We start from the raw sequence: 15776 nt of genomic DNA on the forward strand, positions 1-15776 counted from the left end.
AGCGGTCTCCCCGTCGCTGGGCGGTGCCGGTTCCCAGAGACTACATGTAGGGGTCGGAGGCTGCACGTGCCCCAATGGGTGGCGTGTCGTCGGCTCACCCTGGCGGGTTAGACGATCACGCTGAGCGGCTGGTCAACCGCCGAAGACGATCTTGAAATCGTGCAGGCAGGCGCTCAGTGCGGGCCGCTGACCGGCGAGGAAGGCGAACGGGCCGGACTCGTTGATCCGCCAGTCCGCGGCCGCCGGGCGTGGACGCGCCGTCGCCCGGACGGGGCTCCTTTTGAGACGGCCGTCCAGCATTTGGACGACGTCGAAGGCCGCGGGCATCCGCACCGGGAGACTCGGGCGGGGCGTGAAGGCCGCCGTGGCGATCCAGTCTTCGTGGGTGGCCGCCGAGGCGGCGAAGGTCCGCCCGTGGGTGAAGTCGAGCGCGGCGAGATCCTTGGGGATACCCCACAGCGCCCGCCCGCCGGCGAGCGAGACCTCGCTGTCGACCCAGATGTCGGTGATGGAGCTGGAGAGGCGTTCGCCGCGGACCGCGACGGTCGCCAGCAGTTCGTGATACTGGAGCTGTCCGGGTTCCTGGTAGTCGATCCACGCGGTGAACACCTGGGCGCGGCCGCCCAGCGTGATCGGCTCGACGCCGCCGGGCAGTTCCGGCAGGTCGCTCACCGGGACACGCCAGACCGACAAGTACGCCTGACCCGCCAGGTTCCAGGGCTCCGGGGGATAGGCGGTCACGAGTTCCGCCACGGCAGGTAGGCGGGCTGGTCGGTGTCGACGCGCATGGAGAACTCCGGTGGTCGTTTCTGCAGGAAGGACATGACCCCTTCGACCGCGTCCGGGCTGGAACCCAGACCGCCGATCAGCCGGGAGTCCAGTTCGTGCACGGGGAACGGCGACTCCGCGCTGGCCATCCGGTACAGCAGCTGCCGGGTCACCGCGACCGAGACCGGCGACGTGGTCGCGGCGATCTCGGTCGCCAGTTCGCGAGCCTTGGCGAGCACTTCCTCGGGCTCGTGGACACTGTGGACCAGTCCGGCGGTTTTCGCTTCCTCGGCGTCGAAGACGCGTCCGCTGATCATCCAGTCGAGTGCCGTGCCCATCCCGACGAGCCGGGGAAGGAACCACGCGGAGGCGCCTTCGGGGTAGATCCCGCGGCGGACGAACACGAAGCCGAACCGGGAGTCCGTGGACGCGAGCCGGTAGTCGCAGGACAGCGTGATCGTGATGCCGCCGCCGACGGCCGCGCCCCGCAGGGCCGCGATCACCGGCTTGTTCATCGTGAAGATCCGTTTCGAGCAGCGTCCCGCCGGCTCCTGCCACGCCGCGTCCGGCCCGGATTCGGGGTCGAAGTCGAAACCGCCCTGCGAAAGGTCGGCGCCCACCGAGAAATCCTTGCCGTTGCCGGTCAGGATCACCACGCGGACGTCCTCGTCGCGGTCGGCCCGGTCCATCGCGTCGCCGAGTTCGTCGGCCATGCGGATGGTGTAGCCGTTGCGGGCCTCGGGCCGGTTGAGCGTGACCGTCGCGATGCGGTCGGCGACCTCGTAGGTGATTTCGGCGTACGCGCTCATGACGTGAAAGTAAGGCTATGTTGACAAGGTGTCAATAAGGATGCTGCTGATCCGGGTCCGTGAAGGAATCGGGGCGTTGAGTGTCCACATTCCTTCACGGACGATCCGATACCGGCTCATTCGACGTCGTCCAGATGGTCCGCGTAGTACTCGACCGCTCGCCGGTATCGCCTGACTCCGTCATCCGCGCTGGTCGCCGCGAGCACCTTCAGCAGGGTTCCCGCCGCCTCGCGCGCCTCGCCGACGTTGTAGAGCGCCATCGCGAGGAACGTCCTGAGTGCCGCGTCGTCCGGGAACTCGGCGAGGCCGCGCCGAAGGGTCGCGAGTGACTCGTCGTACCGGCCGAGGACGCGATACGTGCTGCCGAGCCCGACGAACACCCCGTGCCTGTCCTCTGTGGACAGACCCTCGCCGGCGAGCGCCTGTTCGTAGAACGGGGCCGCTTCGGCTTCCAGCCCGGCTGAGTCGTGCGCCCACGCGGTCTGGTAGGCGATCACGGCGTCCCGTGGATTCCCCTCGGCCAATTCGATCAACCGCAGGCGTGCCTCGTCGGTGCCCTGCTCCCGTAGCCGGATCGCCTCGTTCACGCGACGGCGCCGTCGAAGGGCGGGTATGCCTCGCCGCCGACACGCTCGGCCACGACGATGTACTCGGCCAGCGCGTCACGCGACCGGGTCAGCTTGGCCAGCTGCTCGTCCACGCGTCCGAGCCGCTCGCGCATCGCGGCCAGCAGTTCGGGACAGCCGATCAGCTCGGGTTGCTCGCCGATCGCGCAGGGGAGCAGGTACGCGATGTCTTCGGACGACAGGCCGGCGGCGAGCAGATGGCGGATCTGCTTCACCCGGAGCAAAGCCGTCTCGTCGTATTCGCGGTAACCGTTCGCGCCGCGGCTCGCTTCCAGGAGGCCTTGGGCCTCGTAGTAGCGCAACTGGTGGGCGTTGACGCCCGTCCGGTGACTCAGTTCACCGATCTTCATCGCTTTCCCCACTTGACCTTCATACCGGTATCAACGTTGACGATCGTGCCATGACAGACAACACGAACACCCCGATTTCGGTCGTCGGTCTCGGTCTCATGGGCACCGCGCTCGCCCGCGCGTTCCTGAAGGCCGGGCATCCCACCACCGTGTGGAACCGGACCGCCGCCAAGGCGGACTCCCTGGTGGCCGAAGGCGCGCGACTCGCGCCCACGATCGGCGACGCGCTCGGCGCGGGCGGCGTGACGGTCGTGTGCCTCACCGACTATTCCGCCGTGCGCGAACTGCTCGGCGACGCCGCGCTGGAGGGCACGACACTGGTCAACCTGACCTCCGGCGACTCCGCCCAGGCACGGGAAACCGCCGCCTGGGCCGAAAAACGGGGCGCCCGGTACGTGGACGGCGCGATCATGGCCGTCCCGCCGGCGATCGGGACCGCGGACGCGGTGATCCTGCTGAGCGGGCCGCGGCCGGACTTCGAGATCGGCGCGCTCGGCACGATCAGCCACCTCGGCGAGGACCCGGGGCTGGCTTCCCTGTACGACGTCGCCGGTCTGACGATGATGTGGAGCGTCCTGAACGCGTGGCTCCACGGTACCGCGATGCTCAAGACGGCCGGCGTCGACGCCGCGACGTACGCGCCCTTCGCCCGGCAGATCGCCGCCGGGGTGGCGGACTGGCTGCCCGGTTACGCGGAACAGATCGACAAGGGTTCCTTCCCGGCCGAGGTGTCGGCGCTGGAGACCGACGCGCGGGCGATGGCGCACATGGTCGAGGAGAGCGAGGCGCTGGGCGTGAACGCCGAACTGCCGAAGCTGATCAAGGCGATGGCCGACCGCGCGATCGCCGCCGGGCACGGCGGGGAGCAGTACCCGGTGCTGATCCGGGAATTCGAGCGAGCGGGGGAGTGAAGAGGGGCGGGGCGACCGTGTCTGCCGTCTGATCACGCGAGCCGTCCGTCCGGGCCTGTGGGGCGGGAGCGGTGAAAGTGGCGTGTTGCGAAAGCCACTTTCGCAACCTTCAACGTTGCGAAAGTGGCTTTCGCAACGCCTGCGGCCTGCCGAGGTGGTTTCGCGACACGAGCGCCGACGAGACCCGCGACCGGACCGCCCACCCGCCAGGGCACGTTCGCCTATCCCTCGTGGGCCGAATCGGGAGCTTCACGTGACTGGGCGGACGACACGTGTGATCAGGCGGACGACACGCGTGACTGGGCGGACGACACGGCTGTGACCCGGACAACATACTGACCAACTGAACGTTTTGGTCAGTATGTTCGGACGTATGACCGAGAGCGAAGCGGGACGGGTACTCGTCGTCGGAATGGGTGTCAGCGGGATCGCCACGGCGGCGCGACTGCGCAAGGCCGGATGGCGGACCGTGCTGATCGAAAAAGCGCCGGAAAGGCGTTCCGGCGGGTACTTCGTCGCCCTGTTCGGAGCCGGCCAGGCCGCCGCGACCAGGCTGGGCATGGCCGGCGCCATCCACGACCGTGCCTCGCTGGCGCAGGGTCTCGACCTCGCCCGTGACGGCTCGAGCCGCCCGGGTATGTCGTACGCCGACCTGCCCGGCAAGCCCTGGATGATGCTGCGGAGTGACGTCGAGAAGGCCGCCTTCGCCGTTCTCCCCGACGACGTGGAGATCCGGTACTCGACCGTCCCCGCCGCCATCGAGCAGGACGCCGACGGTGTCGACGTCACCTTGCTCGACACCGCTTCGAACACCGCGACGACGGAACGCTTCGACCTCGTCGTCGGCGCGGACGGGCTGCGGTCCACGGTGCGGTCACTGGTGTTCGGCCCGCACGAGAGGTATTTGCGGCGGATGGGCTACATGGTCGCGGCCTTCCAGTACACCGGCACGCCCGCCGGTCTCGCCCCCGGCCAGGGTGCCACGCTGCTCGAACCGGACCGCTCGATGTGGGTCTTCGCGTTTTCCGACCACGACCCGACGATCATGCTGACCTACCGCACCGACGACGTCGACGCCGAGTTCACCCGGCCACCCGCGGAACGTGTGCGGGCGGCGTTCGGCCCGCGACCGCTGGGAAAGGTGCTCGGCGACGTCGTCGGCGCGCTCGAGTCCGCCGACGACGTCCTGTTCGACTCGGTCGAGCAGGTGCGCCTGGGCCGGTGGCACCAGGGACGCGTCGTCCTGATGGGTGACGCCGCCTGGTGCGTCACGCTCTACGCCGGAATGGGTGTCTCGTCCGGGCTCACCGGAGCCGATCTGCTCGGCGGCATGCTGGAGCGGTACCCCGGTGACCTCGGCACCGCCCTCTCCGAATGGGAACGAGCACTGCGGCCCTACGTCGATCACTACCAGGACGGCGCGTTCGCCGACCGCAAGATCTTCGTCGTGGACAACCGGGCGCAGCTTCTGCTCCGGCGCGCGGTGCCGGTGCTGAGCCGCTTCAAGCTCGGCAAACGGCTGACCGACCGGATCATGCGGCTCGACGAGATCGCGCTGTACAAGAATGCGGATATCGTCGGCGCGATACCGGAAAGGACCTCAGTTGGCGGAATTGCCTGAACACGGCTCGCCCAAGGCGGCACGCATCCTGGCGGCGGCGGGCGAACTGCTCCTGGGCCGGGGCAGCAAGGGCGTCACCATCGCGGAGGTCGCCACCAAGGCCCATGTCGGCAAGGGCACCGTCTACCTTTACTGGAAGACCAAGGAAGACCTGCTGCTCGGCCTGATCAGCCGCGATTTCATCGCGCTCGCCGACGAGGTCGTCGCGGCGGTCACCGCGGACCCCGAGCTGGCCCGGCCGTCGCGGCTCGGCCCGAACATGCTGGAGGTCGCGGCCCGGCATCCGTACGTCAACGCGCTGCAGACCGGCGACGACGTCCTGCTCGGCGTCCTCGCCGACGACCCTCGATCGGCGACCCTGCTCGAAACGCTGGGGGCGGGCGCGTTCCTGCATCACATCCTGCCCATCTGGCGGCGGCACGACCTCGCCAGGGACGACTGGGACGTGGCCGATCAGGCCTTCGCGTTGCAGGCCCTCCTCGCCGGTTTCCTAACGGCGGCCCCTTCGCTCAAGGGCAGGCTGCCGGTCGACGACCCCGCCCGGGTGTTCGCCGCGTCCATCACCGCGCTTCTCGGCCCCGAGCGGGCCACGCCGGAGCAAGTGAAGCTGGCGGCGGAAGAAGGCATCCGCTCGCTGGAGGGTGGCCGGTCCGTCGCGCTGGACATCATCTCCGGCTGAGCTCGTCTCCGCAAAACAATCAGGCGTGCTTGATTTTTCCGGCGCGGGGTGCCAGCCTGAGGAGGACGCGAGGAGGCGGGCATGGCTGACCTGGGCGTGATCCTTGGGGATCTCGCGGCGGAATCGCAGGCCATCGACGACGTGGTGGCGGAGCTGCCCGCGTCGGACTGGGCGAGGAAGACGCCGGCCGAAGGCTGGACGATCGCCCATCAGATCGCTCATCTGGCCTGGACGGACAAGAAGGCGCTGATCGCGGCGCGCGGATCCGAGGCCGAGTGGCAAGCCGAGATCGAAGGGCTCCTCGCGACGGGTGAGTCCTACGTCGACGACGGCGCGGAAGAGGGCGCGAAGACGCCGCCGCGTGAGCTGCTGGCGGAGTGGCGCGCCGGCCGCGCGAAACTCGCCGACGCGCTCGCCGCGGTGCCCGACGGTCAGAAGATCCCCTGGTACGGCCCGCCGATGAGCGCCGCGTCCATGGTGACGGCGCGCCTCATGGAGACCTGGGCACACGGTCAGGACATCTACGACGCGCTCGGCATCGCACGGGAGAACACCGCGCGGATCTGGCACATCGCCCGCTTCGGGACCCGCACACGCGACTTCGCCTACAAACTCAACTCGCTTTCCCCGCCCGCCGAGGAATTCCGGGTCGAACTGACCGCACCCGACGGCACCACCTGGGCGTTCGGGCCCGAGGACGCGGGACAGCGGCTCACCGGGAGCGCGGCCGACTTCTGCCTCGTCATCACCCAGCGCCGTCACCCCGCCGACACCGACCTGGTCGCCACGGGCAAGGACGTCGAGGAATGGCTCGGGATCGCGCAGGCCTTCGCCGGGCCGCCCGGTGCCGGGCGGAAACCGGGACAGTTCGCATGACCCCGATCAGGATCGGCAACGCGTCCGGGTTCTACGGCGACCGCTTCTCCGCCGTCCAGGAGATGCTCACCGGCGGCCCGCTCGACGTGCTGACCGGCGACTACCTCGCCGAGCTGACCATGCTCATCCTCGGCCGCGACCGGATGAAGGACCCGAACCGCGGCTACGCCAAGACCTTCCTGCGCCAGATGGAACAGAATCTCGCGCTGGCGAAGGAAAAGGGCGTCAAGATCGTCGCCAACGCCGGTGGCCTCAACCCCGCCGGACTCGCCGACGCCCTTCGTGAGCTGGCCGCGAAACTCGGCGTCGACGTCGCGATCGCGCACGTCGAGGGCGACGACCTCGTCCAGCGCGCGGAAGAGCTCGGTTTCGGCAAGACCTTGACCGCCAACGCCTACCTCGGCGCGTGGGGGATCGCGGAATGCCTGGACGCGGGCGCCGACATCGTGGTGACCGGGCGCGTCACCGACGCGTCGGTGATCGTCGGCCCGGCCGCCGCGCACTTCGGCTGGGCGCGCGACGACTACGACGCGCTGGCGGGCGCGGTCGCGGCCGGGCACGTGATCGAATGCGGCACGCAGGCCACCGGCGGCAACTACGCCTTCTTCACCGAGCACGAGATCGGCGTCCCGGGGTTCCCGATCGCCGAGATCTCCGCCGACGGCTCCAGCGTGATCACCAAACACCCCGGCACCGGCGGCGTGGTGAACGCCGGAACCGTTACAGCGCAACTGCTCTACGAAATCACCGGCGCCCGTTATGCCGGACCGGACGTCACCGCGCGGTTCGACACGCTGACGCTCGCCGAGGACGGCCCGGACCGCGTCCGGATCAGCGGCGTCACCGGAGAACCCCCGCCTCCGACCCTGAAGGTCTGCCTGAACGGGCTCGGCGGTTTCCGCAACGAGACGACGTTCGTCCTCACCGGACTGGACATCGAGGCGAAAGCCGCGCTGGTCAGGGAACAACTCGAAGGCGCACTCAAGGCCAAGCCTCCGGCGGACGTCCAATGGACCTTGGCCCGCACCGATCACCCCGACGCCGAAACCGAGCAGCAGGCGAGCGCGCTGCTGCACGTCGCGGTGAAGGACTCCGATCCGGAGGTCGCGGGGCGCGCGTTCAGTGGCGCGGCGATCGAACTCGCGCTGGCGAGCTACCCGGGCTTCCACGTCACCGCGCCGCCCGCGGCGGCCTCACCCTATGGCGTGTACCGGCCCGCGTTCGTCGACGCGCACGAGGTCCCGCACGTCGCCGTCCTGCCGGACGGAACGCGCCGCGACATCGCGCCCGCCGCCGAAACCCTGCCTCTGTCCGATGTGGACGAAGACCGGCTGCCGGCGCCGTTCACTCAGGCGCAGGTCCGTCGCGCACCACTCGGCAAGGTGGTCGGCGCGCGCAGCGGCGACAAGGGCGGCAACGCGAACGTCGGTGTCTGGGCACGCTCCGACGAGGCGTGGCGCTGGCTCGCGCACCGGCTCACCGTCACCGAATTCAAACTGCTGCTCCCGGAGACCGCGGACCTCGAAGTCCGGCGGCATCTCCTGCCGAACCTGCGAGCGCTCAACTTCGTCGTCGAAGGCATCCTCGGCGAGGGCGTCGCGTCGCAGGCGCGGTTCGACCCGCAGGCGAAGGCGCTCGGGGAATGGCTGCGCTCCCGCGAGATCGACATCCCGGAGGCCCTCCTGTGACCGATCCCTTCTCCACGCCGGAACGCGCCGAACTGCGCAAGACCGTGCGGCGGTTCGCCGAAACCGAGATCCTGCCCCACCTCGAAGACTGGGAGCGCGAGGGCGAACTGCCCCGCGATCTGCACCGCAAGGCCGGGGACCTCGGACTGCTCGGCGTCGGCTTCCCGGAAGAGGTCGGCGGTGGCGGCGGTGACTATCTCGACGCTGTCGTCATCGCCGAGGAACTGCACTACGCGGGCGGTTCGGGCGGTCTGTTCGCCTCGCTGTTCACCTGCGGCATCGCCGTCCCGCATATCGCGGCGGCCGGGGATCCGGTGCAGATCGAACGCTGGGTCCGGCCGACGCTGGAAGGCCACAAGATCGGCTCGCTCGCGGTCACCGAACCCGACGGCGGCTCCGACGTCGCCGGGATCCGCACCACCGCGGTGCGCGAGGGCGACGAGTACGTCATCAACGGCGCCAAGACCTTCATCACCTCGGGTTGCCGCGCCGACTTCGTGACCACCGTGGTCCGCACCGGCGAGGCGGGCGCCCACGGCATCTCGCTCATCGTGGTCGAACGCGGCACTCCGGGCTTCACCGTCTCCCGCAAGCTGGAGAAGATGGGCTGGCTCTGCTCGGACACCGCTGAGCTGTCCTATGTGGACGTACGCGTGCCCGCCGAAAATCTTGTCGGTGCCGAGAACAGCGGGTTCGCGCAGGTGGCCACCCAGTTCGTCACCGAGCGGGTTTCGCTGGCCGTTCAGGGCTACGCGCACGCGCAGCGGGCGCTGGACCTGACGCTGGACTGGTGCCGCCTCCGCGAGACCTTCGGCCGTCCGCTGATCTCCCGTCAGCTGGTGCAGCACAAGCTGACCGAGATGGCCCGCAAGATCGACGTCGCCCGCGCCTACACCCGGCAGGTCGCCCAGCGCCACGTCGCGGGCGAAGAGGTCATCGCCGAAGCCTGTTTCGCGAAGAACACCGCCGTCGAGACCGCCGAATGGGTGGTCAACGAGGCCGTGCAGCTGCACGGCGGACTCGGCTACATGCGGGAGTCCGAAGTGGAGCGTCACTACCGTGACGTGCGCATCCTCGGTATCGGCGGCGGGACCAACGAGATCCTCACCGGCTTGGCCGCGAAGCGATTGGGATACACCGCATGAGCACGATCAGGTCTATTGTGGACACGCGGAGCGAGGAGTTCGCCACCAACCGCGAGTCCATGCTCGGCAAACTCGCCGAGATCGACGGCGAGCACGCCAAGGCGATCGCGGGTGGCGGCGAGAAGTACGTCACCCGCCACCGCAAACGCGGCAAGCTGCTGGCCCGCGAGCGCATCGAACTCCTCCTGGACGAGGACTCACCGTTCCTGGAGCTGTCTCCGCTGGCGGCCTGGGGTTCGGACTACCAGGTCGGCGCCAGCGTGATCACCGGGATCGGCGTCGTCGAAGGCGTCGAATGCATGATCTCGGCGAGCGACCCCACGGTCAAAGGCGGGGCGAGCAATCCGTGGACGGCCAAGAAGAGCTACCGTGCCGCGGACATCGCCGCGCAGAACCGCCTGCCGGTGATCAACCTCGTCGAGTCCGGCGGCGCGGACCTGCCGACGCAGAAGGAGATCTTCATCCCCGGCGGCCGGATCTTCCGTGACCTCACCCGGTCTTCGGCGGCGAAGGTACCCACTATCGCGCTGGTGTTCGGCAACTCGACCGCGGGCGGCGCGTACCTGCCCGGCATGTCGGACTACGTCGTGATGGTCAAGGAACGCGCGAAGGTGTTCCTCGGTGGGCCGCCGCTGGTCAAGATGGCCACCGGTGAGGAGTCTGACGACGAATCGCTCGGCGGCGCCGAGATGCACGCCCGCACGTCGGGACTCGCGGACTACCTGGCGGCGGACGAAGAGGACGCGATCCGGCTCGGGCGCGGCATCGTCAAACGGCTCAACTGGACCAAACAGGGCCCGACGCCCAAGCCGGACTACGCGGAACCGTTGTACTCCGCGGAAGATCTGCTCGGCATCGTGCCCACCGATCTCAAGGTGCCGTTCGATCCGCGCGAGGTGATCGCCAGGGTCGCCGACGGTTCGGACTTCGACGAGTTCAAACCCTTGTACGGCAGCAGCCTCGCCACGGGATGGGCGAGTATCCACGGTTACCCGGTCGGCATCCTCGCCAACGCCCAAGGTGTGCTGTTCGGCGAGGAGTCGCAGAAGGCCGCGCAGTTCATCCAGCTGGCCAACCAGATCGACACGCCACTGGTCTTCCTGCACAACACCACCGGCTACATGGTCGGCAAGGAATACGAGCAGAGCGGCATCATCAAACACGGCGCGATGATGATCAACGCCGTGTCGAACTCGAAGGTGCCGCATCTGTCGGTGCTCATGGGTGCCTCGTACGGCGCCGGCCACTACGGCATGTGCGGCCGCGCCTACGACCCCCGGTTCCTCTTCGCCTGGCCCAGTGCGAAATCCGCGGTCATGGGGCCGCAGCAGCTGGCGGGCGTGCTGTCCATCGTGGCCCGTGCCGCCGCCGCGTCGCGCGGGCAGGAGTACAACGAGGAGCACGACGCCGCCATGCGGGCCATGGTCGAGGGCCAGATCGAAGCCGAGTCGATGCCGATGTTCCTCTCCGGGATGCTGTACGACGACGGGATCATCGATCCCCGCGACACCCGCACGGTGCTCGGGCTCAGCCTGTCCGTGATCCACAATGGACCAGTGAAGGGCGCCGAAGGCTTCGGCGTCTTCAGGATGTGAGCGGCATGATCGAGAAATTGCTGGTCGCCAACCGCGGTGAGATCGCCCGCCGCGTGTTCCGCACCTGCCGCGACGCCGGGATCGGCACGGTCGCGGTGTTCTCCGACGCGGACGCCGACGCGCCGCACACCGCCGAGGCGGACGTCGCCGTCCGCCTGCCGGGCAACGCGCCCGCCGACACGTACCTGCGTGCCGAACTGCTGATCAAGGCGGCCGTCGAGACCGGCGCCGACGCGATCCACCCCGGCTACGGCTTCCTGTCCGAGAACGCCGGATTCGCCCGCGCCGTGATCGACGCCGGGCTGACCTGGGTCGGCCCTCCGCCGGAAGCCATCGAGAGCATGGGCTCCAAGGTCGAGTCCAAGCGGATGATGGCCGAGGCCGGTGTCCCGATCCTGTCCGAATTGGACCCGGCCGAGGTCACCGAGGCCGACCTTCCCTTGCTGGTCAAGGCTTCCGCCGGGGGTGGCGGACGCGGGATGCGCGTCGTGCGCTCCCTCGGCGAACTCGCCGAGGCCGTCGAAGGCGCGAGCGCGGAGGCCGCGTCGGCGTTCGGCGACCCGACCGTGTTCTGCGAGCGGTACCTGGAGACCGGCCGCCATATCGAGGTCCAGGTGCTCGCCGACACCCACGGCACAGTGTGGGCGGTGGGGGAGCGCGAGTGCTCGATCCAGCGCCGCCACCAGAAGGTCGTCGAAGAGGCGCCGTCGCCGTTCGTCGACGAAGCCATGCGCGAGGCGCTGTTCGACGCCGCGCGCAAAGCCGCCCAGGCGATCGACTACGTCGGTGCCGGGACGGTCGAGTTCCTCGCCGGACCGGACGGGCGGTTCTACTTCCTGGAGATGAACACCCGGCTCCAGGTGGAACATCCGGTCACCGAGGCCACGACCGGACTTGACCTCGTCTCGTTGCAGCTGCGGATCGCGGAGGGCGAGCACCTCCCGTTCGACGAGCCGGAGACGACCGGCCACGCGATCGAGGTCCGGCTCTACGCCGAGGATCCGGCCGCGGGCTGGCAGCCGCAGAGCGGCACCTTGCACCGGTTCGAGCTTCCCGCGGCGCAGCGGGAATTCGAAGTCGGTCCGGGTGTCCGGCTGGACTCCGGTTTCGTCAGTGGCCAGACCGTCGGCGTGCACTACGACCCGATGCTCGCCAAGGTCATCGCCTACGCCCCGGATCGCCGGAGTGCGGCACGGGCACTGGCCGGCGCCTTGGCCGGTGCGGAGATCCACGGCGTGGTGACCAACCGCGACCTGCTGGTGAACGTCCTGCGCCACGAGGCCTTCCTCGCCGGGGAGACCGACACCGCGTTCTTCGACCGGCACGGACTCGAAACCCTGGCTCGTCCACTGGCCACTGTGGACACTGTACGGATTTCCGCGCTGGCCGCCGCTTTGGCCGGTGCGGCCGCGAACCGCTCGGGCGCGCGGGTGCAGAGCCGACTGCCGAGCGGCTGGCGCAACGTCCGCTCCCAGGGGCAGCGCAAACGTTTTCGTCATGGCGACGACGAGATCGAGGTCGGCTACAGCCTCGGTCGTGACGGTCTGCGCGCCGACGGTTTCGAGGGCGTCGAGCTGGTTTCCGCCGAAAGCGGCGCCGTGGTCCTGGAAGTCTCCGGTGTGCGGCGCAAGTTCGCCGTCGCGCGGTACGGCGACACGGTGTACGTCGATTCGCCGGAAGGCACCGTCGAACTGGGTGTGGTGCCGAGGTACACCGATCCCGACGCGGCGCTCGCCGCCGGATCGCTCGTGGCGCCGATGCCGGGCACGGTGGTCCGGCTCGCGGTCGAAGCGGGCGACACCGTCAAGACCGGCGATCCGTTGCTGTGGCTCGAAGCGATGAAGATGGAACACCGGATCGCGGCGCCCGCCGACGGCGTCGTGACGGAACTCCCGGTGGTGGTCGGACAACAGGTCGAAGTGGGCACGATCCTCGCGGTGGTAGGAGAGAACGAATGAACGCGATGAACTTCACCGAGCCCGAGGAGCGCGTCGCGCTGCGGGCCGCGGTCGCCGAACTCGGCAAGAAGTACGGGCACGAGTACTACGCGAAGCAGGCCCGTGCCGGGCTCAAGACCGACGAGCTGTGGGCCGAGGCCGGACGGCTCGGCTACCTCGGCGTGAACCTGCCCGAGGAGTATGGCGGCGGGGGAGCGGGTATCGCGGATCTCGCCGCGGTGCTCGAAGAACTCGCCGCGGCGGGCTGTCCGCTGCTGCTCATGGTCGTCTCGCCGGCGATCTGCGGCACGGTCATCTCGCGGTTCGGCACCGAGGAGCAGAAGAAGCGCTGGCTGCCCGGGATCGCCGACGGCAGCGGCCGGATGGTCTTCGCGATCACCGAACCGGACGCCGGGTCGAACTCGCACAAGATCACCACCACCGCGAAACGCGACGCCGACGGCTGGGTCCTCAGTGGACGGAAGGTCTACATCTCCGGTGTCGACGAGGCGGACGCCGTCCTGGTCGTCGGCCGCACCGAGGACGCGAAGACCGGCAAGCTCAAGCCCGCGCTGTTCACCGTCCCGACCGATACGCCCGGCTTCGAGTACAAGCAGATCGACATGGACATCGTCTCGCCCGAGAAGCAGTTCGGCCTGTTCCTCGACGACGTCCACCTGCCCGCCGACGCGCTGGTCGGCGAGGAGGACGCGGCGATCGCGCAGCTGTTCGCCGGGCTCAACCCCGAACGCATCATGGGCGCGTCGTTCTCGCTCGGCATCGCGCGCTACGCGCTGGGCAAGGCCGTCGGCTACGCCAACGAGCGCAAGGTGTGGGGCGCGCCGATCGGCACCCACCAGGGTCTCGCGCATCCGCTGGCCGAGATCAAGATCGAACTGGAGCTGGCGAAGCTCATGACGCAGAAGGCCGCGTCGCTTTACGACTCCGGCGACGACTTCGGCGCGGGCGAGTCGGCGAACATGGCGAAGTACGCCGCCGCCGAGGTCGCCATCCGCGCGGTCGACCAGGCCGTGCAGACCCACGGCGGCAACGGGCTCGCCAGCGAATACGGGCTGGGCACGCTGGTCACGGCCGTCCGGCTGGGCCGGATCGCGCCGGTGAGCCGCGAGATGGTGCTCAACTTCGTCGGCCAGCACAGCCTCGGCCTGCCCCGGTCCTACTGACTCGTGAGTGGCAAGGACGGTTCTAACCGTCCTTGCCACTCACGAGCGTCCTACGGAAGGCGACCCTCCATGCCCACTCTCCACGGCAAGACGATCATCATCTCCGGCGGCAGCCGCGGGATCGGCGAGGCGATCGCGGTCCGCGCCGCCCGCGACGGAGCGAACATCGCCCTGCTCGCGAAGACCGCCGAGCCGCATCCGAAGCTGCCGGGCACGCTCTACACCGCCGCCAAGGCGATCGAGGACGCCGGCGGGCAGGCGTTGCCGATCGTCGGCGACGTCCGGGACGACACGACGGTCGAGGCCGCGATCGCGCGGACCGCGGAGCAGTTCGGCGGGATCGACATCGTCCTCAACAACGCCAGCGCGATCGACCTGACCCCGACCGAAGCGGTCAGCATGAAGCGTTACGACCTGATGCAGGACGTCAACGCGCGCGGGTCGTTCCTGCTGTCGAAACTCGCCATCCCGTACCTGAAACTGGCGGAGAACGCGCACATCCTGACGCTGTCGCCGCCGATCAGCCTCGACGAGAAGTGGTTCCAGGCCGGGCACCTCGCATACAGCATCGCGAAGTACTCGATGAGCCTAGTGACCGTCGGGCTCGCCGCGGAGCTGCGGCAATACGGGATCGCGGCGAACTCGCTATGGCCGCGGACGACGATCGACACCGCGGCGATCCGCAACGTCGTCGGCGCGGAACTCGCGGCCAAGTCGCGGACACCGGAGATCATGGCGGACGCGGCGCACGCGATCCTCACCAAACCGGGCCGGGAGGTGACCGGGCACTTCTTCATCGACGACGAGGTGCTCGCCGGCGAAGGGGTCACGGACTTCTCGAAGTACCGCATCGGCGGGCGGGAGGAAGACCTGCAGCTCGATTTCTGGGTCGAAGGCCGTACTCCAGAATCAGGGCCATGATCCGCGAACCGCAGCAGGAGCGCAGCCGCACGACCCGGCGGCGGCTGGTCGAAGCCGCCGTCGAGACTATCGGTGAGCTGGGCTGGAACGGGACCACCGTCTCGCTGATCGCCGAGCGCGCCGGTGTCTCGCGCGGTGCCGCCCAGCACCACTTCCCGACCAGGGAGGACCTGGTCGCGGCCGCGGTCGAGCACGTCGGCGAAATCCAGATCGTGGAACTGCGCGCCCGCGCGGCGGACCTGCCGTCGGGGCGGTCGCGGATCGAGCGGGCCGTCGACATGGTGCTCAACCTCTACAGCGGGCCTCTTTTCCGTGCCGCGCTCCACCTCTGGGTCGCGGCGTCGACCGACGAGTCGCTGCGCGCGACCCTGGTGCCGCTGGAGGCGCGGGTCGGGCGGGAAGCGCACCGGGTCACCGTCGAACTGCTCGGTGTCGACGAGTCCCACCAGGGCGTTCGCGAGCTGGTCCAGGCCACTCTCGATCTTGCCCGCGGCCTGGGACTGGCGAACCTGCTGACCGACGACACGAAGCGGCGCAAGCAGATCGTCGCCCACTGGGCACGGGTCCTGGAGCCGCCCCTGGCATCGGCGAAGATCTCACGGAACCGAGAAGGTACCGGCAACGTCTGAGATCTTGTTAACACTGATGGAGCAGCAGTCGATAACA

The 15776-nt window shown here is 69.1% G+C and carries 15 protein-coding genes; 11 read left to right on the forward strand and 4 right to left on the reverse strand.

Translation table 11 applies throughout. The annotated features are described in order from the left end of the window. Positions 1 to 132: 132 nt before the first annotated feature. The 4 genes from ACZ3HL_RS34375 to ACZ3HL_RS34390 all read right to left on the reverse strand — a co-directional run bounded on the left by ACZ3HL_RS34375 (position 133) and on the right by ACZ3HL_RS34390 (position 2553). On the reverse strand, positions 133 to 741 hold the full coding sequence (locus ACZ3HL_RS34375) for an acetoacetate decarboxylase family protein (protein ID WP_465535445.1): 609 nt from the start codon (positions 739 to 741) through the stop codon (positions 133 to 135). Further along, positions 738 to 1577 carry an enoyl-CoA hydratase-related protein gene (locus ACZ3HL_RS34380; RefSeq protein WP_465412401.1) on the reverse strand — a complete coding sequence of 280 codons (840 nt, stop codon included), beginning with the start codon at positions 1575 to 1577 and terminating at the stop codon, positions 738 to 740. Before ACZ3HL_RS34380 ends, ACZ3HL_RS34375 begins: the two co-directional genes overlap by 4 nt. 116 nt (positions 1578 to 1693) lie before the next feature. After that, complete coding sequence (locus tag ACZ3HL_RS34385) at positions 1694 to 2164, reverse strand: tetratricopeptide repeat protein (RefSeq protein ID WP_465535446.1); 471 nt, start codon at positions 2162 to 2164, stop codon at positions 1694 to 1696. Then, positions 2161 to 2553: a MerR family transcriptional regulator gene (locus tag ACZ3HL_RS34390; RefSeq protein WP_465535447.1), complete on the reverse strand. Its 393-nt coding sequence runs from the start codon at positions 2551 to 2553 to the stop codon at positions 2161 to 2163. Before ACZ3HL_RS34390 ends, ACZ3HL_RS34385 begins: the two co-directional genes overlap by 4 nt. A 50-nt stretch (positions 2554 to 2603) precedes the next feature. Between ACZ3HL_RS34390 and ACZ3HL_RS34395 the strand changes: the two genes are divergently transcribed. From ACZ3HL_RS34395 to ACZ3HL_RS34445, 11 genes are all read left to right on the forward strand, one after another. Next, positions 2604 to 3464, forward strand: a complete 861-nt coding sequence (locus ACZ3HL_RS34395) for an NAD(P)-dependent oxidoreductase (RefSeq protein WP_465535448.1) — start codon at positions 2604 to 2606, stop codon at positions 3462 to 3464. 373 nt (positions 3465 to 3837) lie between these two features. Beyond that, complete coding sequence (locus ACZ3HL_RS34400; RefSeq protein WP_465535449.1) at positions 3838 to 5085, forward strand: FAD-dependent monooxygenase; 1248 nt, start codon at positions 3838 to 3840, stop codon at positions 5083 to 5085. Next, positions 5069 to 5764 (forward strand): TetR/AcrR family transcriptional regulator, encoded by a 696-nt coding sequence (locus tag ACZ3HL_RS34405; RefSeq protein WP_465412406.1) that lies wholly within the window; start codon positions 5069 to 5071, stop codon positions 5762 to 5764. The genes ACZ3HL_RS34400 and ACZ3HL_RS34405 overlap by 17 nt, the downstream gene beginning before the upstream one ends. Positions 5765 to 5845: 81 nt before the next feature. Then, the gene (locus tag ACZ3HL_RS34410; protein ID WP_465412407.1) at positions 5846 to 6640 is read left to right on the forward strand and encodes a TIGR03084 family metal-binding protein; all 795 of its coding nucleotides are present in this window, start codon (positions 5846 to 5848) and stop codon (positions 6638 to 6640) included. Beyond that, positions 6637 to 8328 carry an acyclic terpene utilization AtuA family protein gene (locus ACZ3HL_RS34415; RefSeq protein ID WP_465535450.1) on the forward strand — a complete coding sequence of 564 codons (1692 nt, stop codon included), beginning with the start codon at positions 6637 to 6639 and terminating at the stop codon, positions 8326 to 8328. The genes ACZ3HL_RS34410 and ACZ3HL_RS34415 overlap by 4 nt, the downstream gene beginning before the upstream one ends. Beyond that, positions 8325 to 9473: an acyl-CoA dehydrogenase family protein gene (locus tag ACZ3HL_RS34420; RefSeq protein ID WP_465535451.1), complete on the forward strand. Its 1149-nt coding sequence runs from the start codon at positions 8325 to 8327 to the stop codon at positions 9471 to 9473. Before ACZ3HL_RS34415 ends, ACZ3HL_RS34420 begins: the two co-directional genes overlap by 4 nt. Next, on the forward strand, positions 9470 to 11068 hold the full coding sequence (locus ACZ3HL_RS34425) for an acyl-CoA carboxylase subunit beta (RefSeq protein ID WP_465412410.1): 1599 nt from the start codon (positions 9470 to 9472) through the stop codon (positions 11066 to 11068). The genes ACZ3HL_RS34420 and ACZ3HL_RS34425 overlap by 4 nt, the downstream gene beginning before the upstream one ends. A 5-nt stretch (positions 11069 to 11073) precedes the next feature. Then, on the forward strand, positions 11074 to 13026 hold the full coding sequence (locus ACZ3HL_RS34430; protein ID WP_465535452.1) for an ATP-binding protein: 1953 nt from the start codon (positions 11074 to 11076) through the stop codon (positions 13024 to 13026). After that, on the forward strand, positions 13023 to 14189 hold the full coding sequence (locus tag ACZ3HL_RS34435) for an acyl-CoA dehydrogenase family protein (protein WP_126731871.1): 1167 nt from the start codon (positions 13023 to 13025) through the stop codon (positions 14187 to 14189). The genes ACZ3HL_RS34430 and ACZ3HL_RS34435 overlap by 4 nt, the downstream gene beginning before the upstream one ends. A 69-nt stretch (positions 14190 to 14258) precedes the next feature. After that, positions 14259 to 15110 (forward strand): SDR family oxidoreductase, encoded by an 852-nt coding sequence (locus ACZ3HL_RS34440; protein ID WP_465535453.1) that lies wholly within the window; start codon positions 14259 to 14261, stop codon positions 15108 to 15110. Further along, positions 15107 to 15739 carry a TetR/AcrR family transcriptional regulator gene (locus ACZ3HL_RS34445; RefSeq protein WP_465412414.1) on the forward strand — a complete coding sequence of 211 codons (633 nt, stop codon included), beginning with the start codon at positions 15107 to 15109 and terminating at the stop codon, positions 15737 to 15739. The genes ACZ3HL_RS34440 and ACZ3HL_RS34445 overlap by 4 nt, the downstream gene beginning before the upstream one ends. The last annotated feature ends 37 nt before the right edge of the window (positions 15740 to 15776 follow it).

It is taken from the genome of Amycolatopsis sp. NPDC000009 (assembly GCF_055563465.1).